Source organism: Streptomyces sp. NPDC015139 (assembly GCF_043079785.1).
Lineage (GTDB): Bacteria > Actinomycetota > Actinomycetes > Streptomycetales > Streptomycetaceae > Streptomyces > Streptomyces albidocamelliae.
Genome location: NZ_JBIBUW010000013.1, coordinates 144926 through 167441, shown reverse-complemented (window position 1 = coordinate 167441; position 22516 = coordinate 144926). Strand labels below are relative to the sequence as shown.

Here is a 22516-nt window from a genome sequence, read left to right as displayed (position 1 = left end):
GATGGATGACCGTGGACCGTGGTCCACCGCGGGAGTCTGGCGAGTGACGCCGCCCGGCGACACACCCTCCCGGCGCACATGCCTCCTCGGTGCACGTGCCGGTGGGTGGCGAGCGGGTCGCCGGGCGGCCGTCTCGAGTCGTACGTCCCCTCAGGCAGCCCTGGACGAAGGAACCGGCCGTGACGAGCACCGTCCTCGACCCACCCACCACTCCGACGCGCACCACCACGGCTCCGGCCCGTCCGGCCGCATCCGCTCCCCCCGGCTACCGTCGACTGCTGTCCACCCCGTATGTCCCGCGCCTCCTGGCAGGCGCGGTCGTGGGGCACCTTCCGGTGTCGATGGCGCCGCTGGCCCTGCTGATCGCCGTACGCGCCCAGGGCGGGACCGTCGGTCTGGCGGGGCTCCTGGCAGCCGCCTTCGGTGTCAGCGCGGCTGTGGCCCAGCCGGGGTGGGCGACACTGCTGGAGCGCCGCGGACAGACCGTGACCCTGGTGGTCTGCGGACTGGGGTCGGCCGCCTGTTTCCTCGCTCTGGCGGCCGTACCACCGGCCGGGCAGCCTGTCTGGGCACTGGTGCTGACCGTCGCGGCGGGTCTGTGCACGGCACCGTTGGAAGCGGCGCTGCGTGCGCTGTGGCCCGAGGTGACATGCGGACCCGCGCAGTTGCGGACCGCGTTGAGTCTTGACGCGTGCGCTCAGGAGGTCGTCTTCATCGCCGGGCCCCTGCTGGTCCTCGCCCTGGGCGTCACCGCCGGCGGGACCGCGCCCCTGGCCGCGATCGGTCTGCTGGGCCTGGCGGGCACCCTGGCCTTCGCCACCTCCCGTCCCGCCCGCCACTGGCGGCCGGCCCCCGCGGCGCCCGGCCCCACCTCCGCCGCTCCCACCGTCCCGGTCGGGTTCGTAGGCCCGCTGCGGTATCCCGGAACGCGGACTCTTGCTCTGGCGCTGCTCTGCGCGGGGATCGCTCTGGGTGCTCTCAACGTCCTGGCTCTGGCGTTCGCCGAGCACGACCACGCCCCGGCGCTGACCACGGTGATGCCGGCCGCGCTGGCCGCCGGCAGTCTGATCGGTTCCTTGGTGTACGGGCGTCTGCGCCGGACCGGCACGCTGGCCGGCCACGCCCGGGTTGCTGCTCTCGGCCTGCTGGCCGGGCTGGTTCCGCTGCTGCTGGAGCCGGCTCCGGCGGCCGCGGTCCTTGTGGCGGTCGTTCCGGGACTGTTCCTCGCTCCGCTGCTGATCAACGTCTTCGCGGGCCTGGACCAGGTGGCGCCGTCCGGCCTGCTGCACACCGCGGCGGCCTGGATGATCACCAGCCTCGGACTGGGTCAGGCCGTCGGCACCGCCCTGGCGAGCACCGCGGTGGGCGCCGTAGCGCCCCTGACCACCGTGCTGACGGGCGCCGCCGCCGCGTACGCCGTGTTGCTGCTGCGCCGTTCCACCCTCGCCCCTCACCGACCTCGTCCCCGTACGACGGCGAACAACGCCCCGGCCAGGTCCAGGCCGATGACCGCGTCCCGTCGCGCATGCCGCGGGCGCGGCCCGCGGGGGCCGGTGGCGGACGTGCGACGCCGGACCTAGCTTCGGATCATGGACTCGACGCGCGGCGGATCCGGCCGCTCGACGACCAGTGGGCCCGAGCTGGGGACGCCACGCCTGTCGGCCGGTCTGGTCGCCCTGGCCTGGGTGACGCAGTTCCTGGTGGGGACCGACCTGTTCGTGGTGGCACCGCTGCTGCCCGACATCGCCGCCTCCCTGCACGTCGCTCCGGCCCGCACCGGTCTGCTGATCACGGCGTTCTCCCTGGCCTACGTGGTGGCCTCGCCGTTCGCGGGCCGGCTGAGCGACCGTTACGACCGCGCCCGCATCCTGTCGGCCGCGTTGGTGCTGTTCTCGCTGGCCAATGTCGCCACCGCGCTCGCTCCGTCGTTCGGGCTGCTCCTGGCCACCCGGGTGGTCGCCGGTGTCGCGGCGGCGGCCACAGGACCCACCGTGTACGCGCTGGTCAGTACACGCGCGCAGGCCACGGCCCGGGCTCAGGTGCTGGCGGTCGTGGGCTCGGGTCTGCTGACCGCGCTGTGGGTGGGGGCCCCGGCGGGAGCGCTGCTGAGCCGGCACGCCGGATGGCAGGCGGCGTTCGTCATCCTCGCCGCCGGCACGTGCGTGCTGGCCGTCCCGCATGCCCTCGTCTGGCGGTCGGGCCGTACCACGGCCGCCGGGCACACGGCGGCCGTTGCCGACCATGACCCGGCTGCCGGCCCACCGGCGTCCGGCGGACGGCGGGGCGGGGGTGTGGTGGCCTTCGCGGTCGCGGTCACCGCGTTGTGGGCGTTCTCCGTCTACACCCTGTACACCTTCCTGGCCGTCGCCCTGCACGCCGACGGCAGGGCGGCCGATGTGTCGTGGCTGCTGGTGGTGTACGGCATCGCCGCCGTCGCGGGTGGGCAGGCGGGTGGCCGGCTCGCCGACCGTGCCGGTGCGCTACGGGTCACGGGGGTGGCTCTCGCCCTGATGGCCGTGGCCGAGATCGCGGTCGCCCTCGTCTTCCCGACCACCTGGGCGCTGACGGTGGCCCTCGTGGTGTTCTCGTCGGCCGCCTACGCCTTCTTCCCCGCTCAGCAGCGGCATCTGGTGGACGCCTTTCCCGAGCGGGCGACGGGGATGCTGTCGTGGAACAACAGCGCCCTGTTCGTAGGACTTTCGCTGGCCGGCGCGGTCGGCGGGCCGGTCGTCCACTCCTACGGCTATCCGCAGCTGTTGTTCCTTGGCGCGGCCGTGGCCGTACCGGCCTGGTTCCTCACCCGCCACCGCCCGGCCGGCCGCCGTCCGCGGCGGCCCTGCTGACGCCTCCCGGTCCCGGAACGGCTACCGGGCCGATCCCGAGGTTCTGGCGCAGCAGCGCCTGCGCGGTTGATTCCGCTTCGGTGAACTTGGTGTGTCCTGCGTCGGTCAGGGTCACCTCGACCGTCCTGCGGTCTCGGGCGCGGCGACTGCGCTCGATCAGTCCGGCCGCTTGCAGGCCCTTGAGGAGGTAGGACATCCGGTCGCCCGACTCACGGACGAACGCCGTCAGCCGGGCGATGGGCACAGGCCCGCCCCGGGCTTCGGCGAGGGCGCCGAGTACGAGGTAGTCGCCCAAGGACAGACCGTGCCGTACCCGCAGGTCGCCGTGCAGAAGTCCCAGGGTCCGCAGGATCCCGGGACACCCCTGTCGCGGGGGTGTCTCCGTCGGCTCGCGGTCGATCATGCTTCCTCCCGTGGGGGCGGTCCGTCGGCCGCGGGGCCGCGACCGGACAGTGACAACCCGGTTCCGTGGGGCGCCGATGGCAGGCGGGTGGGACGGGCAGCCCTCGGATCCGGACATGGCCGCGTCCCGCCGTGCGCCGGCCGTGCGGCGTCGGCAGGCGGCACACGGTCCCTCGGCCGATGTCCTGATGTGAGGTCGATGTGGCACGACCGGCGGTCCGGCTTCGGCCTCGCGCCGTCCTAGCGTCGAGGGTGCGACGCGGCCGAGGCGGCTGAATCCGCCGGAATCGCGAGGTCCTGGATCGGGCCACGTGCGGGCGGACGGCCACCCTGCCGCGTCGGCATCCGACGACTCCGCACAGGGAAGAAGGCGTTGTACGCCATGGCCTCGCAATCGGACACCGCTCGAGCGGTGGCTCACAGGCTGGAATTCGGGCTCAACGCATGGGTCGTGGACGAGCAGCGGCAGCGCTACCTCGACGACCCCGGGTCGGTCGATCAGACATGGAGGGACTTCTTCGCCACCACCGCGTCCCCGGCCGTGGCGGCCGTCCCGAAACCTGCCGCCGGTCCGCGGACGTCAGTGTCGCCGGGCGCATCGGCGACCTCCGCGGGCGGACCGGCGCGCACCGGCGCCGATCCGGAGCCGCACGACAACGATGCGACGGCGCTCGCGGCGGTGCGGGTCGCGGCGATCATTCACGCGTACCGGGTGCGCGGGCACCTGATGGCCGACACCGACCCGCTCACGGCACGGGCCGCCGCCGCGCGTCCGGAACTCGACATCGCCGCCTTCGGACTCCACCACACGGACCGCACGGAGAGCTTCGTGGTGGACGGATTCGCCGGCCGTGCCACGATGACCCTCGACGAAGTACTGGGCGCGCTGCGGGAGTTCTACTGCGGCACCGCCGGGTTCGAGTACATGCACATCCAGGACACCCGGGAGCGCCGCTGGATCCAGCAGCGTGTCGAGTCCCCGCGGAGCGGAGCGGATCCTGCCGAACAGCTGCGCATTCTCCACCGGTTGGGTGCCGCGGAAGCCTTCGAGACCTTCCTGCAGACCAAGTACGTCGGCCAGAAGCGCTACTCGCTCGAAGGCGGCGAGTCGGCCGTCGTACTGCTCGACGCCCTGTTGCTCCGCGCCATCGACGACGGTGTCGCGGAAGCCGTCATCGGAATGGCGCACCGCGGCCGGCTCAACGTCCTGGCCAACATCGTCGGCAAGTCCTACGCCCAGATCTTCGACGAGTTCGAGGACGCGGTGGACATCCGGTCGGTGCAGGGCTCGGGGGACGTGAAGTACCACCTCGGTGCGGAGGGCATCTACCGTGCCCAGGACGGAGGTTCGATCGCCGTCTCGGTGGTGGCCAACCCCTCGCACCTGGAGATCGTGGGACCGGTGGCCCAGGGAGTGGTGCGTGCCAAGCAGGACATGGCAGCGGACCCGGGCGAACCCTTCGCCGTACTGCCGGTCGTCGTGCACGGCGACGCGGCCTTCGCCGGCCAGGGCGTGGTCGCCGAGACCCTGAACATGTCGCAGCTGCCCGGTTACCGCACGGGCGGGACCGTCCACGTGGTCGTCAACAATCAGGTCGGCTTCACGACACTCCCCACCGCCGGCCGTTCGAGCACGTACGCCACCGATGTGGCACGGATGGTGGAGGCCCCGATCTTCCACGTCAACGGCGACGACCCGGAGGCCGTCGACCGCGTGGCGCGGCTTGCCTTCGACTACCGGCAGACGTTCCACAAGGACGTCGTGATCGATCTGGTCTGCTACCGGCGCCACGGGCACAGCGAGGTCGACGACCCGTCCGTCACCCAGCCGGTGATGTACGACCTGATCGAGGCCAGGCCCTCGGCGCGCACGACGTACGCGGAGTCCCTGGTGGCCCGCGGGGACATCGGCGAGCGGCAGGTGGAGGCGGCCCGCCGCACGTACCGGGATCGCCTCGAGACGGCTTTCGCCGAGACCAGGGCGCTGTCCGCGCCCGCCGAGGACGTTCCCGCCGCCGGCCGGAGGACCGCCGCACGCGCGACCCACCGGACGGTGACCGCGATCGACGAGCAGACCGCACGCCAGGTCATCGCGGCACAGGCGGACCTGCCGCAGGGCTTCACCGTGCACCCGCGGGTACTGCCTCAGCTGCACCGGCGTACGGCGACGCTCGACACCGGCGCGGTCGACTGGGCCACCGCGGAAACCCTGGCGATCGGCTCGCTCCTGCTGGACGGCCACCCGGTGCGGCTGGCCGGGCAGGACTCGCGCCGTGGCACCTTCGGTCAGCGGCATGCCGTACTGACCGACCGGCTCACCGGCGCCGAGCACACGCCGCTGCGCTCTCTGGGGCCCCGGGCCGCGGGCTTCGCACCGTACGACTCGATGCTGTCCGAACTGGCGGCGCTGGCCTTCGAGTACGGATACGCGCTGGCCCGCCCGGAGGGCCTGGTGCTGTGGGAGGCCCAGTTCGGGGACTTCGTCAACGGCGCGCAGACGGTCGTCGACGAGTACATCGCCTCGGCCGAGCAGAAGTGGGGACAGCGCTCCACGGTGACACTGCTGCTGCCCCACGGCCTGGAGGGGCAGGGGCCGGACCACTCCTCCGCCAGGATCGAGCGCTTCCTCCAGCTGTGCGCGCAGGGCAACATGACCGTGGCCCTGCCCTCCCTGCCCGGCAACTACTTCCACCTGCTCAGGGAACAGGCGCTGGGCGGCTCCGGCGACACAGGGCGGCCGCTGGTGGTCTTCACCCCGAAGTCGATGCTGCGGTCGAAGGCGGCCACCTCCGCCCTGACCGAGTTCACCCAGGGCGGCTTCCGCCCGATCCTGCCGGACGGCACACAGGACCCCGGGCGGGTCACGCGCGTGCTGCTCTGCGCCGGCAAGGTGTTCTACGACCTCGACGCCCACCGCAGGGCCTCGGACTCGGCGGACACGGCGATCGTCCGCGTGGAACGCCTCTACCCGTTCCCCGAGGACGAGCTCGCGGCCGAACTGGCCCGCTTCCCGGCGACGGCGGACGTGCGGTGGGTCCAGGAAGAGCCGGCCAACCAGGGCGCGTGGTCCTTCCTCGCGCCGCGCCTGCACCGGCCGGCCGGACGCCCCGTGGACCGGGTCAGCCGACCCGAGGCGCCCGCACCGGCGGTCGGCTCCGCTCGCCGGCACGCTCTGGAGCAGCAGGCTCTCGTGTTGGCGGCCTTCCGGTGAGCTCCTGATCATCACGGTCGGGGAGGGTCCCCGTGCCGGGGGAGTGGGGTCGCCGGTGGTGCCGTCGAGCACGTCGTGGCCGCCGAGGCGACGCCGGTCCCCGCACGCTCCCCGCAGCGAAGGTCGGTGACCCGCATGTCCCACTAAAATGCACATACGGCGAAAGCGGGCCGAAGGATGCGTCATGGCCAAGCAGATCAGCTGCCGCGGAATCTATGAGCAGACGCCTTCCGAGGACGGACAGGCCGGCGAGCGGGTTCTCGTCGACCGGGTCTGGCCGGAGGGCGTACGCCGGCAGGGCGCACCTCTCGACCACTGGGTGCGCGACGTCGCCCCGTCGGTCGAGCTGGAGCGCTGGTACGGCCACGACCCCCTGCGGTTCGACGAGTTCCGCCGCCGCTACCTCGCCGAACTGGGCGACCAGGAGCACCGGCAGGCCGCGGCCCGGCTGCGGGACCTGGCCGAACGCGGCGGCCTCATTCTGCTGAGCGCCGGCCAGGACCTGGCCCACAGCCATACCGCGGTCCTCGCCGAATGGCTCACCGGCGGCGATCGGCGCGTGTCGGAGCCTCCCGGACCCACGCCCGCTGGATCAGGGCCCTACGGGTACCGCGCAGCCGTCTCCACCGCGGTGGCCGATCTCAACGCGGGCTCGCTCGCGTTCGTCATGGGCACCGCCATCGTCTCCACGGCCCTGTACGTCAACGGCGCCGGCACCGCCTCCGCGGTACTGCTCTGGACCGCCCTCGCCGGGTTCGCCGTGCTGGTGCCCGCCTACGGCTGGCGGCTGCTGCGTCACCGGCAGCGGTTCGTCGCGGACCTGCTGGGCCCGCGTGCCTTCGCCTTCCTCACTCTCGCCATCTCCTCCAACGTGCTGGCCGCCCGCATCGCGCCGGACGGCCACATCGCGGTGGCCGGAGCGTTTCTGGCGTTCGGGGCGCTGGGATGGCTGCTGCTGGACTACGGCATTCCGCTCGCGCTCATCACGACCCTGAAGCGGGGCCCGTCGTTCGACCAGGTGAACGGCACCTGGTTCCTGTGGGCGGTGGGATCGGAGTCCGTGGCGGTCGCCGCGGCCGCGTCGGCCCGGATGACGTCGGGCCCGGTGTTGCCGGCGCTGGCGGTGGTGTGCTGGTCCGTCGGACTGCTGCAGTACCTGCTGACCGCCGCGATCGTACTGGCCAGGCTGCTGGCCCGGCCGGTGCGGGCGGAAGGCCTCATGACGTCCGTCTGGATCTTCATGGGGGCGGCGGCGATCTGCGTGCTGGCCGGAGTGCGGCTGATCTCCCTTCCGCCGGGCACCCTGCTGCTCACGCGGCCGGTCATCGCCGGGTCCTCCGTCGTGCTGTGGGCGTTCTCCACCTGGTTGGTCCCGCTGCTGCTGGCTCTGGGCGTATGGCGGCACGCGCTGCGCCGGATACCCCTGCGCTACGACCTCGGCTGGTGGAACCTGGTCTTTCCGATCGGTATGTACGCGGTGACCACGCACGAACTGGGACGCGCGACCGGCACATCGTGGATGACCACCCTGGGCCGCTGGGAAGGCTGGGTCGCCGCCGCGGTCTGGGCTGTCGCCTTCGTGGCCATGGTGGCCACCATGCTCCGCCACCGCCCGGGGACCGGGCGCGGAGCGGGGCCCCCGGCTCGCCGGAGGGACCGCCCCGGCAGCCCGTCCACGACACCCCCTGGGACACAGCCGTAGAGGCGGCCGCCCGGCAGCGGCCGAACCCACCGGCCGCGGGCCGCGGCACGATGGGATCGCTTTCCTCCGCGCTCGCGCGTCACGCGGGGCGGCGGCGTACGGGCCCCGTCATCGGCGAGCGCTCGCACGCAGATGACCGGCGGCGTGCACCAGGGACTTCCACGAGACCGCCGACCACGCGGCGACGAGCAGCACGTACAGCGTGACGGCGGCCCAGACGAACAGGTGCGAGCCGGTCCGGGAGGCCAGAGCGCCGGTGCCGGTGACGCAGGCGCCGAGAGGGAAGATGAACGACCACCAGGTGGGTGCGAAGGGCAGACCCGTGCGGACCTCCCGCACCGTGAGCGCCGTCGCGAGCACCAGCCACAGCATGGCGAAGCCCCAGATCCCGAGGCCGCCCAGGAGGGCCGCGACCGCGGTCCCGCGCGCGTACGGGGCGGGCAGCGCGCTCGGCGCGGCCGATGCCAGCGTCCCGAGCGCCGTCACCGCCTGGTCCAGAGCGCCCACGCCGATCCACACCGTGGGAACCACCGCACCGCTGGGCGCGTCGTGGTGGACCAGCCGGCTGTACACCATGGCCAGCACCAGCAGGACGGCGACCAGTCCGAGCCCGAGCAACGCGTAGCACCCCAGCAACATGGCGAGCCGCGGCTGCCCGGCCGGTGCGTGCGGGACGAGCAGCGCCCCCGTGGCAGCGGAGACCAAGGGCGGGACCACGGGCATGAGCCAGCCGCCGAAGGCGGCCTCCGGAGTGAACCGGTGCCGGGTGACCATCAGGTACGGAACCGCGCAGGCGGTGGCCACGCCGAGCACCGTACCGGCGGACCACAAGGCCCAGCTCACGTCGAGTGCCGCCCGCTCTCCGACCAGCCGGCGGCCGAGCAGCAGCGTGCCGGCGCCGACGGTGAGCAGGGCCATGGGCGGCGCCCCGAAGAACTGGGCCAGCACAGGGTCCCCGGCATGCGCCCGCAGCGTCCGCTGCCCGAGATAGCCGACAGTGAGCACGATCAGCAGCAGTGCGGCCCCGGCCCAGACCACCGTGGCGGCGTCGCGCAGCCCGGGAAGTCCCCGCGGCAGAGTCGCGGCGGCGTCGGCGACGATTCCGGTGCCCATGACGGCCGCGAACCAGCTGGGACCGAATCGTGTCGGCCTGTCGTGCGCCGCAGCCGGGCTGGCGCGGACCCGGTGGGAGCCTCTCGGACCCGGACCCTCCTGGGGCGGAACGGCTCGGGTGGTGCTGGAGTGGGATGTCACGGCGTGCGGCGCCTTCTCTTGTCGACTCGGGTCATCACCGCCGGTGATCGACGGCAGTGATCGGCCGATCGGTCCGACCCGCGCCCGGCAGCTCACGGGCGATGGCCGAGACCGTCGGCCCGTGGCGTCGTCGACGCTATGGCGAAGTGCGGGGCCGGCCACAGCACAGCACGGGCCAGGACGCCCTCACACACGGACATGGCCCGCGAGCCCTCACCACCCGGAGTGGGTTTGATATTCAAACTTGCTAGGGATATCGTGGAAGATGTCCAACGGGCCGGGAGGCGCACCATGAAGGGCAGGCCGTCGGGCGGGAAGCCGCTGCTGGTGACCGTGCTCGTCTTTCCGGGCGTACGGCTGCTCGACGTCACCGGCCCCATCGAGGTGTTCGCCTCGGCCAACGAGTTCGGCGGCCGTTACCGCGTGCGGATGGTCTCCCCGAACGGCGCGGACGTGGTCACCGCGGCCGGCACCGGGCTCGCCGTCGACCTTGCCGCCGCAGACGTCGACTACGTCAGTGACGTGGTCGTCGTCCCCGGCGGCCCCGAATGGCCCTCCCTCGTCAAGGACGACGCGCTGCTCGACGCCGTACGGGCCCTCGACGCGCGCAGCCGCCGCACCGCGTCCATCTGCACCGGAGCCTTCCTCCTCGCCGCGGCCGGGCTGCTCGACGGGCGCAAGGCCACCACGCACTGGCGCTTCGCCGACCAACTCGCCCTGCGGTACCCGCGAGTCACCGTGGACGCCGACGCCCTGTACGTACGGGACGGACACATCATGACGTCCGCGGGCGTCAGCTCGGGCATCGATCTCTCGCTCGCCCTGGTCGAGGAGCACCTCGGCGCCGACACGGCCCGCGCGGTGGCCAAGGACATGGTCGTCTTCATGCAACGACCGGGAGGCCAGTCGCAGTTCAGCGTCCGCACGCGTACCCCGCACACCAGACAGGAGCTGCTGCGCCGCATCCTGGACGCGGTCGCCGAGGACCCGTCCGCCAACCACACCCTCGCGGCCATGGCCCGCCGAGCAGGGGTGAGTGCCCGTCACCTGACGCGGCTGTTCCACGACGACATGGCCACCACCCCGGCCCGCTATGTCGAGCAGGTCCGCATGGAGGCCGCCCAGGCGATGCTGGAAGGCGGCGACGACCCCATGGCCTCCGTGGCCCACCGCACCGGCTTCGGCTCGCCGGAGTCGCTGCGCCGGGCCTTCACCCGCAACCTCGGCATCACGCCGGGGGCCTACCGGGCACGCTTCCGCACCACGAACGCCGCCCGTGCCGGTGAGGGCGGCTGACGTTCCGCGGACACGGTCTTCCCCCGGGCTAGGACCGTGCCCCGCTCCTCCCGGGCATGCCGCCACCCGGACATGCTGAGGGCTGGGCGCCGATGTACGGTCGACCTACGGCGTAGGTGCGGTCTTCGCAGCCGGCAGACAGGCCGGCCGGAGGCCCGTGCCCGGGAGTGATCATGTCTCAGCAGACGAACATCGCCGCACAGACCGCCTTCGGAGAAGCCGTCGTAGCCGGTGACCTCGACGCCCTCGACGCGATCGTCGCACCCGACTCGGTCGACCACGACCCGGCCCCCGGGCAGGGGCCGGGGCCCGACGGGTACAAGGCGATGTTCGGCGAGTTGCGCTCGGCCTTCCCCGACCTGCACGTGCAGGTGGAGCATCTGATGGCCACCGACGACGAGTTGGCCTTCGCCTACGTCATCACCGGGACACATCTGGGGCCGTTGATGGGGCGGCCTGCCACCGGCCGGAAGGTGAGCTACCGCGGCATGCAGATCAGCCGCTTCGACGGCGACGGCAAGCTCGTCGAACGCTGGGGCAGCAGCGACGAACTCGGCATGCTGCGCCAACTCGGCCTCGCGGAGGCGTGAATCGCGAAGGCGGCGTACGCCGTGACCCGGCGGCGCCCGGTGAGGGCGTCAGAAAAGGTCGCGGTATTGGTCGAAACCCGTGCCGATCTTGACTCGTGTCCTGAAGGGCGCCGCCTTCTTGCCCGTCCCCTTGTACAGCCACAGGTGGCCCTGGGGATCGCGGGCGAGCAGGTCACTGTGGCCGTCACCGTCGACGTCACCCGTGGCCACCAGCTTGTCGAACCGGTTCCAGCCGGTACCCACCTTCGCGCGGGACGCGAAAGGCTTCCGCAGATCACCCGTGCCCCGGTACAGCCAGAGGGTGCCCTGCTGGTCGCGGGCGACGACGTCCGACCTGCCGTCGCCGGTCAGGTCGCCCTGGCCGGTGATCCGGGTGAAGCGGTTCCAGCCGGTGCCGACCTTCACCCGTGGTGCCAGTGTGCCGTCGGCCTTCGTCTGGAAGCGCCAGAGGACGCCCTGCTTGTCGCGGGCCAGCAGGTCGGGGTGCTTGGCGCGGCCCAGGGTGCCGGGGGAGAAGACCACGTTGTACTGACCCCAGCCGGTGGCCACCTTCTTGAGGTGCCCGCCGCGCCAGAGATTCAGCTTGCCGTCGTCCATGACGTGGTACGCACCGTCCTGGTAGCCCGTCAGGTCGGGGTCGACGGACACCCCGTACCTGAAGTGCGGCCAGACGTACGCGCCCGAGCGGTCGTCGAAGCCGCCCTTGCCGTCGGGCATGTAGACGTACATCTGGCCCGACGAGCGGATCCCGGACAGGAAGAAGAACGGCGCGGCGGGGGTGGGCTTGTGCCGCGCGGCCCCGGCACCGCTCCGAGCGACGTCCTTCGCCGGACCGCTCGCCGCGGGGACGTCCGCCAGAGCGGTGCCGGCGGTGGGGCCGACCAGGGCGACGGCGACCGCCGAGGTGACGAGGCGGGACAGGGCGCGAGCACGCCGGGCAGACCGGGTCACGTACGGACTCCAAGGGGATGTGCGGAATCGAGCGGTGCGCTCTGCATGAGGGAGAGAGGCCCGCAACCTGTCCGGATCTTCGCATGTCCGTCCCGGTGGGCTCGTGGCGGGGTGCGGAATGGGTAATTCCGCCCAGATGTCGCCACGGGAGTGCGTAAACCGGCGGGCGCCGGCCTTTCAGCGGCCCTGCGTCGTCGTACGGTCCGGCAGGAGTTCGGGCTGCGAGGTGTGCAGCCGGGTGAGCAGCGGCAGGGCTTCGACGGCGGTGCGGGCCTGGGCTGCGGGGAGGTGGGCGATGCCTGCGGGCAGGCGCATGCCGTGGCGAGGGATGGCGAGGACGCGCATGCCGGCGGCTGCTGCCGAGCGGATACCGGCGGGGGAGTCCTCGACGGCCAGACAGGCCGAGGGTGGCAGCCCGATCCGGGCGGCGGCGCACAGGTAGGGGTCGGGCGCGGGTTTGGCCCGTCCGACATCCTCCCCGCAGATCACCGCACTTATACGGGTGGTCAGTCGCAGTGCGTCGAGAACGATGAGAACGAAGCGGCGGGGGCTGGCCGTGGCGACGGCCACGGGCCCGTGCCGTTCGGCTGCGGCAACCAGGTCGAGTGCTCCGGGCAGGGGGCGAACGGGGCCTGCCGCGTGTTCGTCGAGGATGATGTCGGTGCAGCCGTCGATGACCTCGGCGGTGGTCGCCCGGCCGTCGCACACCGCTGCGACATAGGAGGCCCACTCGCCGTTGCCGTGCAGCGCGGCGGTGTCCTCGGGGCGCCAGCGGTATCCGTGGCGGGCGCTGAACGCGGCGCACGCCCGCGGCCATGCGCCGGCGGTGTCGATGAGGGTGTCGTCGAGGTCGAAGACCGTCGCCGTGTGCCTCCCGGTCACAGCGCCGTGCCGGAACGGTGCAGCTTCCGGGCCAGCTGCTCGATCGTGACGACGCGGAGGCCGTGCTCCACGGCGAAGTCCCGCAACCGGTCGTCGCGGGCGAGCGAGCCGTCGTCCTCGCACACCTCGCTGATCACGCCGACGGGTGTGAGGCCGGCCAGGCGCAACAGGTCGACGGTCGCCTCGGTGTGTCCACGCCTCTCGGCGATCCCTCCCGCTCGGGCCCGCAGCGGGAACATGTGCCCGGGACGGTTCAGCTGGTCGGGTCCCGTGGTGGGGTCGGCCAGCACGCGGGCGGTCAGTGCCCGGTCCGCGGCGGAGATGCCCGAGCCGGTACCGACCGCGTCCACGGAGACGGTGTAGGCGGGTACGTCGGCCGTACCGGTTCCGGGGGCCGCGGGCACCATCAACGGCAGACGCAGCCGGTCGGCGAGCTCCCCGGCCATAGGCGCGCAGATCAGCCCGCTGCTGTACCGCACGAAGAAGCCCATGAGCCCGGCGGTCGCGAACTGTGCCGCCATGACGAGGTCACCCTCGTCCTCCCGGTCCGCGTCGTCGACCACGATCACGGGCCGGCCTGCCCGCAACTCCTTGACGGCCACAGCCACCGCTTCGAGGCCGTCGTCCGGCCTCGCTACCGAAACTGACGTCACCACAACCAGCCCTTCCTCGGTCCGCGTCTTCCTGCGCCCTGCATCGGTGCGCTGACCAGCGAACTTGAGGGCCCCGCACCCGGCGCTCGGATCACGGGGGTCCGAAAGCCCGCCCCACTCCGCGACCGGCGCACCTCCTGTCGAGGAGGGAGCCACCGGAGCGTGGGGAGCCGGTTCCGTGCGGGAGGGCCGGGCGGGTTCAGCTTCCGGCCGGGGTGGGCGGAGGGTGCTGCGTGGGCTGCCCCTCGACGTCGAGTACCTCGTCGGTGAGGCGTCGCGGTGGCACCGGCCGGCCGCGCCTCAACGGCCTCTCACTGCTTGCCGTCGCGCAACGCCTCGTCGATCCGACCCAACGCGTGCGTCAGGTGGGCGTATTCATCGGCTGACAGCGGCTTGACGAAGTACTCCTCCACCACGCGGGCGTGGACGGCCGACGCGCGCAGGAACGCCGTCCGTCCCTCGGTGGTCGGTTGCACCAGCGCGAGCCTCCGGTCTTCGGGAGACGGGACGCGGTGCACCAGACCGGCGTTCTCCATCCGGTCGATCAGACGGGTGGTGCCGCTGCTGGTGAGTGTGAGGTCGTCGGCCAGCTGTCGCTGGGAGACCTCCTCGCCGGGGCGACGGCACAGCCGGATGAGCACCTCCAGCATGGTGTGGCTGATCCCGCACTCCCGCCGCAGTGCGCCGTCGATGCGCTGTTCCAGGCGGGTGGCCGACTTGATCAACAGGCCGAAGTCCCGCACGAGCCTGCTGTCGGCGGCGCGGGCGGCGGGGTCGTCGTCGTGCTGTGGCATGGCGTTCATCGCGCACGAGTTTAGTGCCGTATCACCTATTGCCGTCTCAATCTCTGAGCAGTCAATTGCTGACTGGTCAACGAATCGCTACCGTGGGCGCACGTCGGCGAGGGAGAGGGAGAATCCGTGGAATTGGCGCACTGGCTGGCCCGGGCCACGCACGCGACAGAGGACTGGGCCGGAACCTTCGGCCCCTACCAGCCCCACCCGGCACTCCAGGTGGACGACGACCGCTTCGCGTCGGTCTTCGAGGAGTTCACCGGGCGACTGAAGGACAACTACCCCTTCTTCCACCCCCGTTACGCGGGCCAGATGCTCAAGCCGCCCCACCCCGCGGCCGTCGTGGGCTACCTCACCGCGATGCTGATCAACCCCAACAACCACGCTCTGGACGGGGGCCCCGCCACCGCCGCCATGGAGCGCGAGGCCGTCCGGCAACTGGCCACCATGTTCGGCTACGACACCCACCTGGGTCATCTCACCACCAGTGGCACCATCGCCAACCTGGAAGCCCTCTTCGTCGCCCGCGAGCTGCATCCCGACCAGGGCATCGCCTACAGCACCGAGGCCCACTACACCCACGGTCGGATGTGCCGCGTCCTCGGCGTGGACGGCCATCCCGTCCCCACCGACCACCTGGGGCGCATGGACGTCGGAGCCCTGGAGGAACTGCTCGGCACGGGCCGGGTCGGCACGGTGGTGCTCACCGCGGGAACGACCGGTCTGGGCGCCGTCGACCCGGTCCACGAAGCCCTCGTCCTGCGCGAGCGTTTCGGCGTCCGGGTCCATGTCGACGCCGCCTACGGCGGATTCTTCACCCTGCTGGCCGGCGCGGACGGCCCCGAGGGGCTGCCGGCCGCCCCGTGGCGGGCGGTCGCCCAGGCCGACTCCATCGTGGTGGACCCGCACAAGCACGGTCTGCAGCCCTACGGCTGTGGCGCTGTGCTCTTCCGCGACCCCGCGGTAGGCCGGTTCTACCTCCACGACTCGCCCTACACCTACTTCACCTCCGACGAACTGCACCTGGGCGAGATCAGCCTCGAATGCTCCCGGGCCGGCGCGGCCGCCGCCGCGCTGTGGCTCACCTTCCAGCTGCTGCCGCCCACCCGGGACGGACTGGGACAGGTGCTGGCGGCCGGCCGGCGTGCCGCCCTGCGCTGGGCCGAACTGATCGAGCGATCGGACGACTTGGAGCTCTACCAGGCCCCACAGCTCGACATCGTGAGCTATTTCCCGAAGACCGCCCACGGCGCGCTCTCGGAGATCGACGCCGTCAGCAACCGCATCCTGCTGGAGGGGATGAACGACAGTGAGGACCCGGTCTTCCTCAGCACACTGCGCGTCGGCGCCGACCGGTTCGCCGCCCTGCACCCGAAGGTCACCAGGGACGCCGACGGAGCGCGCATTCTGCGCAGTGTGCTGATGAAGCCGGAATCGGAGACCTACGTGGAGCACCTGCATCGGCGCCTGGAGCGACTCGCCCGCGCCCGCCCGGTCGCTGACGCCGTCCGGCCGTAGCGGCTTCCCGCCTGACGGGCACCCGGGACGAATCTCCGGCCGCTGCTGCCGCCCGGCGGGAAGTAGCTCTGGTCAGGCGGCCGTTACCAGGTGACGGGCAGTTCGATCGGGAAGCGCCGGATCGTCTTGGTGTCCCAGCGCACCTCCTCCGGAGGCACGGCGAGCCGCAGCGTGGGGAACCGGTCCATGAGCTGCCCGATGGCCACTTCCAGCTCCGCCATCGCCAGTGGCACGGCGACGCACCGGTGTCCGCCCCAGCCGAAGGTCATGTGCGGGGTCGAGGACCGGTCCGGATCGATGAAGTCCGGGTCCGGGAAGCGCCGCGGGTCGCGGTTCGCGGTCAGGTACGACACATGCACGAAGTCGCCCTTGCGGATGCGGACCCCCTCCATCACCACGTCCTCCGTGGCCACCCGGGGAATGCCGACCCCCTTGCGGAACGGGATGACCCGCAACAGCTCGTTGATGACGTCGGTCAGGGCCTCCGGCCGGCCGTCGATGTGCTTCGTCAGCTCGGGACGGGTCAGCAGGAGGTAGACGATGTTGCTGATCTGGCAGGTCACCGTGTCCTGGCCGCTGAGGGTCAGCGTCAGTGCCATGACGGCCAGTTCGTCGTCGTCGAACACGTCGTCGCCGTCCACGGCGGAGGCGAGCACGCTGATGAGGTCGTCCCCGGGCGACTCCCTCCGCTGCTGGACCAGCGTGCCGAAGTACGCGCGCAATGCCGCCTTCGCGGATGCGGCCTTCTCGCGGCTGTCCGGGCCGGTCGCGAGGAGCTGCTGCAGGTTCTGCTGCATGTGGGGCCAGTCGCCCTGCGGGATCCCGAGGAGTTCGAAGATGGTCTGCTGGGGCATGGGGTCGGACAGATGGCGCACCAGGTCCACCGGAGGCTGCTGAGCGGCCATCTCGTCGAGCAGGGAATCCGTGAGACGGGTGATCTTGTCCCGCATGCCGTCGACCTGCCGCTGGGTGAACGCCTGCGATGCCAGGCGCCGCAGGCGGCTGCTCAGCGGCGGGTCCATCACGTTGATCGATTCGGGAGAGACGATGGGTTCCGGGGTCAGCCGCGGGTAGTCGAACTCCATAATGCCGGCCCGGCTGAACCGCTGGTCCGTGGTCACCTGCTGCACCCCCTCGAACCCGGTGACCAGCCAGGCGTCGTCGTCACCGTAGGGCAGTCGGATGCGGGTGAGGGAATTCCGGTCCATGAGCGCGGCCAGACAGGGATCGAATTCAAGGCCCTCGCTGAAGTCGAACGGACATGCGATTGTCTCGTCGTCTGGGGTCATCCTGTTCTCCTCTCTTCGCCGGATTTGCTGTGTCTTGAATATGCCAATTTGTGATCGTGGGCCACCGCATGCACCCGGGTGCTCCTCCGTACGATCAGGCGAGTTGGCTCAACGTGCCGGGGAGCCGCCGCGCGGGTCCAGATAGACCTCGTCGACGTAGCACCAGGCCCACGCCTCGCCCGGCGCCGCGGAACGCGCGAGGGGATGCCCGCTGGATTCGTGGTGGGCGGTGGCATGGGCGCCCGGCGAGCTGTCGCTGCATCCCACGTGGCCACAGGTCAGGCAGAGCAGAAGATGCCCCCCGTCCCGCCCTCGGGCGGCGCACTCCAGGCACGATTCGCTCTGGGCCACGGGCTCCACGGACAGCGCCGTGGCATGAGCGCAACCGGGGCCATCTGGACGGCCGCCGTCCGGTCGTACGACCCATCCGGTCATGGTGCCTCGCTGTCGGATCGCCCGCCCCATCGCCGTCTCTACTTCGCGCACGGACACCTACCCGGATGCGGCGGAGCCGGTGCACCGATTGAGGTGAGCCGACGCGGGGCACGCGCATCGCACAACGGCGGACGCCTTGTCGCTCGCGAGGCGGCGGGCGGCAGGGGAAAGGTGACTGAGGATGGCCGACGGATCAACGACGGTGTCGAGTTCGCGGATCGCTCCACCGGATCGTGGTGGCGTGCGCAAACCACCGCTGCGCCCCGGCCACTACGACCCCGCCGACTACACCGCATGTGTGGTGCGCGGCGCCGGGGAGGCCGGGGTGTCGTCCGTGCTGGTGATGACGGTGCTTCACATCGAGGCGTACAAGCCGCACCATCCGCTGCTGGAGCGGCTGTGGCAGTGGTGGAAGCCCGGGGCGTCCTTCGGGGTGGCCAATATGCACCGGGCGACGTTCGAGCGGGTTCGGCGGACCCACGGCCTGTCGAAGCGGTGGCAGGACCTGCGCGACGATCCCGCTTTCGCGATCCGTGCGGCGGCCCTGCACCTGAAGGACCTCGACCGGAGCCTGCCGCGGCGGCACGTGCGCCGCTACAGCCGTGACGAGCTTCTGGCGCTGGGCTACAACACGGGCGAACGCAACATGCGGACCTTTGCGAGGGGAGTTCCGCCGGGCCCCATGGCGCGGTCGTACCTGCGCCGATTCCGTGCGTATCGGCACCGGGCCGCGCGGGTCCTGGCGGACCACGGCGGGCAGCCGCCGTCGTAGCCCCTGAGGCGACCGCCGACGGGTCACTTGGCGTCGGCGGCGTCCTGAGCGCCCCGCGTCTCGTCGTCCCCCTTCATGGGGAGCCGGAACGGTCGGCCGTCGCGGTGTGCCCAGATGTCGCGGAGGACGACCTGGATCATGCCGGCGACGGGGATCGCGAGCAGCGCGCCGAGGATTCCGGCGACCTCCACGGCGATCAGGATGGCCAGCAGCACGGTGAGGGGGTTGAGCTTCACCGTGCGGGAGAGGATGACCGGCTGCAGAAGGTGGTTCTCGACCTGCTGGTAGACGACGAAGAAGACGATCGCGCCGATCCCGGCCGGGAGGGAGTGGATGAGCGCCGCCACCGAGGCGACCACGGCTCCGAGGGTGGCGCCGACCAGCGGGATGAGGTCGGCCAGGGCGACGAACAGGGCCAGCAGGCCCGCGAACGGTACTCCGGCCACCAGGAGCACGACGTAGGTCAGCACTCCGCAGATCACGCTGATCAGCAGGTTGCCGGTCAGGTAGCCGGTGACGGTACGGGCACAGGCGGCTCCCACGCGGCGGATGCGCGCGGCCCGCGGTTCGTCCACCAGGGTCAGGGCGGCATGGACGGCCTTGGGGCCTTCCAGCACCATCAGGTAGGCCAGGACGAAGATCGTGACGGCTCCGGCGAGGGTGGTCGCGGCGCCGCGGACGAACGCCAGGGCCGGGGTGCCCAGGCCGGTGGCGAAGCCGCGGATCTGCTGCTGGTGCTGCTGGACGTACCGCAGAGCGTGGGTGCGCTCCAGGAGGTCGCCGACGGGCCCGCGGCCGGCCCGTGCGTCCTCGATCATCTGGGGCAGCCGGCCGGCGAGCCGGCTTCCCTCCTGGGCCAGCGGGGTGACGAACAGGGTGACCAGCGCGGCGACGGCCACGACCGCGACCAGGAAGACCAGCAAGGTGGCCACCGAGCGGTGGCAGCGTGTCACCCGTCGTTCCAGCGCGTCGACCGCGGGGGAGAGGGCGACGGCGAAGAACAGGGCGATCACCGCCCAGACCAGGACCCGGCGGGTCTCGATCACCAGTTGCAGCGCGAGGTAGGCGGCGATCACCAGACCGATGGTGACGAGAATGGTCCGTACCGGGACAGGACGCTGCTGCATGGGCCCTGGGTGCCCCGCATCGACCGCGGAAAACGACCGGCCGGACGCCCGACGCCCGCGCCGCCGGGCGACGAGCGCCACGGCGTCGGTCACCGACTCGCGAAGATCCATCCGCGGGGAGCACCGTGCCCGCTCTCGCCCACCGTCGGCGGCACCGACCGCGCACCGCGTGCCGTATCGGACCAGGATGGACACGACGGACGGGTACCTGTGGAGGCGCGGTGAGGCAAAGGGACGAGGAGGAAGCCCTCGTGGAGGGTGACGAGCGCGACGGCGAGGCCGATGCCGAGTACCCCGACCCCGAGCCGTGGGACGAGGAGTCCGAGCCGTACGACGAGGCGGGTGCGCTCACCGAGGCGCCCAGCACTTCCGGCGAGACGGTCGCCGGGCGTGCGGTGGCCGACGGGGGCCCCGACGTTTATCTCGACGTACCCGTGCTGAAGGTCGACGAGATCGACCTGGACGTCGAGGACCTGCGTGCGCGCGTCTCGCTGCAGGCCGAGGTGCTGGACCTGCTGAAGCTGAACGTGGGCGCCGACGTCACGCTGGGGCGGGTGCACCTCGGCATTTCCGGCGTGGAGGCACAGGCGCAGCTCAAGGTACGGCTGGACAACGTCGCGATGATCATCGACCGGGTGCTGACCACGCTCGATCGCAACCCGGAGCTCCTGCACGAGTTGGCGCGGGGCGTGGGGTCTGCCGTCCAGGACGTCGGCGGAGGCGCCCGTCATGCCGTCGGAGAGCTCGGTGCGGGTACCGGACGCGCCGTCCACGACGTCGGCCGGGCCGCCGGGTCCGCCGTCCAGGACGTGGGCCGGGGCGTCGGCGCGGTGGCCGAGGACGTCGGCGAAGGTGCCGGCGCGGCCGTCCAGGAGGTGGGCCGCGGTGTCGGCTCCGCGACCGAGGACGTCGGGGACGGCGCCGGCGCTGCTGTCCAGGACGTCGGCAGGGGTGCCCGGCGCGCGGTCGAGGACGTCGGCGCGGAGGCCGGCCCGGCTGTCGTCAAAGCCGGCCAGAGGGTCGGATACACGACCGGGAGTGTGGCCGAGAAACCTGCGGAGGCGGCCGGAACGACCGGCGGGGCGGCGAAGGGCGACCCGACCGGCGCCACGGTGCGAAAAGGCGCCAGGACCGCTGAAGGCACCACCTCCAAGGCGGCGGGCACCAAGCGTCCGGCCCGGTCGGAAGGACGGGGTGTGGCGCGCAGGCCCGCGGACGGGGACCGGGACGCGCCCGCCCGGAGCCCGAGCGGCACGCGCACCCGCCGCGTGCGGGACGGGGACGGGAGGCTGCCACCACGGCCCGGCCGCCGCCGTACGTCCGACGAGCGCGAAGAGCCGCCCTGAACGGAGGGTTCGGACACGCGAGGCCCGGCGCCGGACATCTCGTTTCGATCGACGGTCCGCGCGGCGAGGCTCCGTTTCGCCGATGAGCCCCGCACAGCCGTCCGCTTCCCGGGCAGCGGGGAGCGGGAGTCGACGAGTCACAGCGACCGGACCAATCTTCCCGACAAGGTGGTCCCCGGCCGTGAATATCACGACGCCACGGTGGCCTACCGTCTCGCGACCCGGCTCGCCAGGGAGCAGCCGTAGGAGCCGTTCTGCCGTGGTGACCACACAGAGCCGGCGATGGTGCGTCTGGTCCGGGCCTGTGTGGGCACGTGGAGGGGGACCAGGGGCGCACGTGGCGAGGAGGGCGTCGTGGCCGAGCAGGTGCCGGAGGCACAGGGGAGCTGGAGTACGGGTCGTGAGGACGACCTGCTGAGCGGGCTCGCGGTGGACGACCGGCAGCCGGAGCGGCCGGTGCTTCTCGACGGAGAAGGCCGGCCGATCGAGACCTGGCGGGAGAACCACCCGTACGACCACCGGGTCGGGCGGCGCGAGTACGAGCGGACCAAGCGGATCCTGCAGATCGAGCTGCTCAAACTGCAACGCTGGGTGAAGGAGACGGGGCAGCGGATCGTCGTGGTCTGCGAAGGACGGGACGCGGCCGGCAAGGGCGGCACCATCAAGCGGTTCACCGAGCGGCTGAACCCCCGTGGGGCCCGTGTGGTGGCGCTGGACAAGCCGACCGAGCGGGAGGCGGGGCAGTGGTACTTCCAGCGGTACGTGACCCACCTGCCGGGTCGCGGTGAGATCGTCTTCTTCGACCGGTCCTGGTACAACCGGGCCGGAGTCGAACGGGTCATGGGGTTCTGCACGGAGGAGGAGTACCGGCAGTTCCTCGGGCAGGCACCGCTGTTCGAGCGGCTGCTCACCGACGACGGCATTCTGCTGGTGAAGTTCTGGTTCTCGGTGTCGCGTGCCGAGCAGCGCACCCGGTTCGCCATCCGGCAGGTCGATCCCGTCCGCCGCTGGAAGCTGTCCCCCACCGACCTGGCCTCGCTCGACCGCTGGGACGACTACACCGCGGCCAAGGTCGACATGTTCCGGGCGACGGACACCGAGCACGCGCCCTGGACGGTCGTGAAGAACAACGACAAGCGGCGAGGCCGGCTCGAGGCGATGCGCAGCCTCCTGGACCGTTTCGACTACCCGGCCAAGGACCGCATGGCGGTGGGAGCGCCCGATCCGCTGATCGTCGGCGCGGCGCACACCCTGCTGGAGCCGGGGGAGGAACCCACAGCCCTTTCGCCGACACCGCTGGCCGGACCGGGCGGCGGCCCCGGACTCCATCCGGACCCGCGGTGACGACCGACACGCACCACGACGAACGGGCTCCTCGCGGCCACGGCACCGGGTGCGGGTGGCCCGGGCAACCGGGCCTGGGGCTGGCCCTCTTGGCCCCACCCCTCGAC

General features: G+C 71.9%; 19 protein-coding genes. 10 read left to right on the top strand and 9 right to left on the bottom strand.

What is annotated here, in order from left to right; genetic code table 11:
- Window positions 1-179 precede the first annotated feature (179 nt).
- Together ACF08B_RS30605 and ACF08B_RS30600 are read left to right on the top strand one after the other, a co-directional pair.
- Complete coding sequence (locus tag ACF08B_RS30605; RefSeq protein WP_392320386.1) at window positions 180-1580, top strand: MFS transporter; 1401 nt, start codon at window positions 180-182, stop codon at window positions 1578-1580.
- Between the two features lie 9 nt (window positions 1581-1589).
- Entirely contained in the window at window positions 1590-2843 is a 1254-nt protein-coding gene (locus ACF08B_RS30600) for an MFS transporter (RefSeq protein ID WP_392320385.1), read from the top strand.
- Here the strand turns inward: ACF08B_RS30600 and ACF08B_RS30595 are convergent.
- Complete coding sequence (locus ACF08B_RS30595) at window positions 2797-3246, bottom strand: MarR family transcriptional regulator (RefSeq protein ID WP_392320384.1); 450 nt, start codon at window positions 3244-3246, stop codon at window positions 2797-2799. The two genes, ACF08B_RS30600 and ACF08B_RS30595, sit on opposite strands and share 47 nt — an antisense overlap.
- 381 nt (window positions 3247-3627) lie before the next feature.
- Here ACF08B_RS30595 and ACF08B_RS30590 point away from each other — a divergent pair, with 381 nt between their 5' ends.
- Window positions 3628-6456, top strand: a complete 2829-nt coding sequence (locus ACF08B_RS30590) for a multifunctional oxoglutarate decarboxylase/oxoglutarate dehydrogenase thiamine pyrophosphate-binding subunit/dihydrolipoyllysine-residue succinyltransferase subunit (protein WP_392320383.1) — start codon at window positions 3628-3630, stop codon at window positions 6454-6456.
- Window positions 6457-6640: 184 nt separating this feature from the next.
- Window positions 6641-8158 carry a DUF488 family protein gene (locus ACF08B_RS30585; RefSeq protein ID WP_392320382.1) on the top strand — a complete coding sequence of 506 codons (1518 nt, stop codon included), beginning with the start codon at window positions 6641-6643 and terminating at the stop codon, window positions 8156-8158.
- A gap of 108 nt (window positions 8159-8266) precedes the next feature.
- Here the strand turns inward: ACF08B_RS30585 and ACF08B_RS30580 are convergent, their stop codons facing one another.
- Window positions 8267-9412 carry a TDT family transporter gene (locus ACF08B_RS30580; protein WP_392320381.1) on the bottom strand — a complete coding sequence of 382 codons (1146 nt, stop codon included), beginning with the start codon at window positions 9410-9412 and terminating at the stop codon, window positions 8267-8269.
- A gap of 291 nt (window positions 9413-9703) precedes the next feature.
- Here ACF08B_RS30580 and ACF08B_RS30575 point away from each other — a divergent pair, with 291 nt between their 5' ends.
- Together ACF08B_RS30575 and ACF08B_RS30570 are read left to right on the top strand one after the other, a co-directional pair.
- Window positions 9704-10708, top strand: a complete 1005-nt coding sequence (locus ACF08B_RS30575; RefSeq protein WP_392320380.1) for a GlxA family transcriptional regulator — start codon at window positions 9704-9706, stop codon at window positions 10706-10708.
- Window positions 10709-10881: 173 nt separating this feature from the next.
- Complete coding sequence (locus ACF08B_RS30570; protein ID WP_392320379.1) at window positions 10882-11298, top strand: ester cyclase; 417 nt, start codon at window positions 10882-10884, stop codon at window positions 11296-11298.
- Between the two features lie 48 nt (window positions 11299-11346).
- Here ACF08B_RS30570 and ACF08B_RS30565 read toward each other — a convergent pair whose 3' ends face one another.
- From ACF08B_RS30565 to ACF08B_RS30550, 4 genes are all read right to left on the bottom strand, one after another.
- Window positions 11347-12249 (bottom strand): FG-GAP repeat domain-containing protein, encoded by a 903-nt coding sequence (locus tag ACF08B_RS30565; RefSeq protein WP_392320378.1) that lies wholly within the window; start codon window positions 12247-12249, stop codon window positions 11347-11349.
- Between the two features lie 177 nt (window positions 12250-12426).
- Window positions 12427-13131: an HAD family hydrolase gene (locus ACF08B_RS30560; RefSeq protein WP_392320377.1), complete on the bottom strand. Its 705-nt coding sequence runs from the start codon at window positions 13129-13131 to the stop codon at window positions 12427-12429.
- Window positions 13128-13739, bottom strand: coding sequence for a 3,4-dihydroxy-2-butanone-4-phosphate synthase (gene ribB / locus ACF08B_RS30555; protein ID WP_392320376.1), 612 nt, complete (start codon window positions 13737-13739; stop codon window positions 13128-13130). The genes ACF08B_RS30560 and ribB overlap by 4 nt, the downstream gene beginning before the upstream one ends.
- 356 nt (window positions 13740-14095) lie before the next feature.
- Window positions 14096-14587, bottom strand: a complete 492-nt coding sequence (locus ACF08B_RS30550; RefSeq protein WP_392320375.1) for a MarR family winged helix-turn-helix transcriptional regulator — start codon at window positions 14585-14587, stop codon at window positions 14096-14098.
- 117 nt (window positions 14588-14704) lie between these two features.
- Between ACF08B_RS30550 and ACF08B_RS30545 the strand changes: the two genes are divergently transcribed.
- A complete protein-coding gene (locus ACF08B_RS30545) occupies window positions 14705-16096 on the top strand; it encodes a pyridoxal phosphate-dependent decarboxylase family protein (RefSeq protein ID WP_392320374.1) in 1392 nt (463 codons plus the stop codon).
- An 83-nt stretch (window positions 16097-16179) separates the two neighbouring features.
- Here the strand turns inward: ACF08B_RS30545 and ACF08B_RS30540 are convergent, their stop codons facing one another.
- Together ACF08B_RS30540 and ACF08B_RS30535 are read right to left on the bottom strand one after the other, a co-directional pair.
- The gene (locus ACF08B_RS30540) at window positions 16180-17385 is read right to left on the bottom strand and encodes a cytochrome P450 (RefSeq protein WP_392320373.1); all 1206 of its coding nucleotides are present in this window, start codon (window positions 17383-17385) and stop codon (window positions 16180-16182) included.
- Between the two features lie 108 nt (window positions 17386-17493).
- Window positions 17494-17820 carry a UBP-type zinc finger domain-containing protein gene (locus ACF08B_RS30535; RefSeq protein WP_392320372.1) on the bottom strand — a complete coding sequence of 109 codons (327 nt, stop codon included), beginning with the start codon at window positions 17818-17820 and terminating at the stop codon, window positions 17494-17496.
- A 241-nt stretch (window positions 17821-18061) separates the two neighbouring features.
- Between ACF08B_RS30535 and ACF08B_RS30530 the strand changes: the two genes are divergently transcribed.
- Complete coding sequence (locus ACF08B_RS30530; protein ID WP_392320371.1) at window positions 18062-18592, top strand: lytic transglycosylase domain-containing protein; 531 nt, start codon at window positions 18062-18064, stop codon at window positions 18590-18592.
- A 23-nt stretch (window positions 18593-18615) separates the two neighbouring features.
- Here ACF08B_RS30530 and ACF08B_RS30525 read toward each other — a convergent pair whose 3' ends face one another.
- The gene (locus tag ACF08B_RS30525; protein ID WP_392320370.1) at window positions 18616-19719 is read right to left on the bottom strand and encodes an AI-2E family transporter; all 1104 of its coding nucleotides are present in this window, start codon (window positions 19717-19719) and stop codon (window positions 18616-18618) included.
- A gap of 221 nt (window positions 19720-19940) precedes the next feature.
- Here ACF08B_RS30525 and ACF08B_RS30520 point away from each other — a divergent pair, with 221 nt between their 5' ends.
- Entirely contained in the window at window positions 19941-21065 is a 1125-nt protein-coding gene (locus ACF08B_RS30520) for a hypothetical protein (RefSeq protein WP_392320369.1), read from the top strand.
- A gap of 354 nt (window positions 21066-21419) precedes the next feature.
- The gene (gene ppk2 / locus ACF08B_RS30515) at window positions 21420-22409 is read left to right on the top strand and encodes a polyphosphate kinase 2 (RefSeq protein ID WP_392320368.1); all 990 of its coding nucleotides are present in this window, start codon (window positions 21420-21422) and stop codon (window positions 22407-22409) included.
- Window positions 22410-22516: the final 107 nt, after the last annotated feature.

Coding starts and splice junctions, on each gene's coding strand:
- ACF08B_RS30600 (WP_392320385.1), top strand. CDS start 1,590: ATGGACTCGACGCGCGGCGGATCCGGCCGCTCGACGACCAGTGGGCCC.
- ACF08B_RS30595 (WP_392320384.1), bottom strand. CDS start 3,246: ATGATCGACCGCGAGCCGACGGAGACACCCCCGCGACAGGGGTGTCCC.
- ACF08B_RS30590 (WP_392320383.1), top strand. CDS start 3,628: ATGGCCTCGCAATCGGACACCGCTCGAGCGGTGGCTCACAGGCTGGAA.
- ACF08B_RS30585 (WP_392320382.1), top strand. CDS start 6,641: ATGGCCAAGCAGATCAGCTGCCGCGGAATCTATGAGCAGACGCCTTCC.
- ACF08B_RS30575 (WP_392320380.1), top strand. CDS start 9,704: ATGAAGGGCAGGCCGTCGGGCGGGAAGCCGCTGCTGGTGACCGTGCTC.
- ACF08B_RS30570 (WP_392320379.1), top strand. CDS start 10,882: ATGTCTCAGCAGACGAACATCGCCGCACAGACCGCCTTCGGAGAAGCC.
- ACF08B_RS30550 (WP_392320375.1), bottom strand. CDS start 14,587: ATGAACGCCATGCCACAGCACGACGACGACCCCGCCGCCCGCGCCGCC.
- ACF08B_RS30540 (WP_392320373.1), bottom strand. CDS start 17,385: ATGACCCCAGACGACGAGACAATCGCATGTCCGTTCGACTTCAGCGAG.
- ACF08B_RS30535 (WP_392320372.1), bottom strand. CDS start 17,820: ATGACCGGATGGGTCGTACGACCGGACGGCGGCCGTCCAGATGGCCCC.
- ACF08B_RS30525 (WP_392320370.1), bottom strand. CDS start 19,719: ATGCAGCAGCGTCCTGTCCCGGTACGGACCATTCTCGTCACCATCGGT.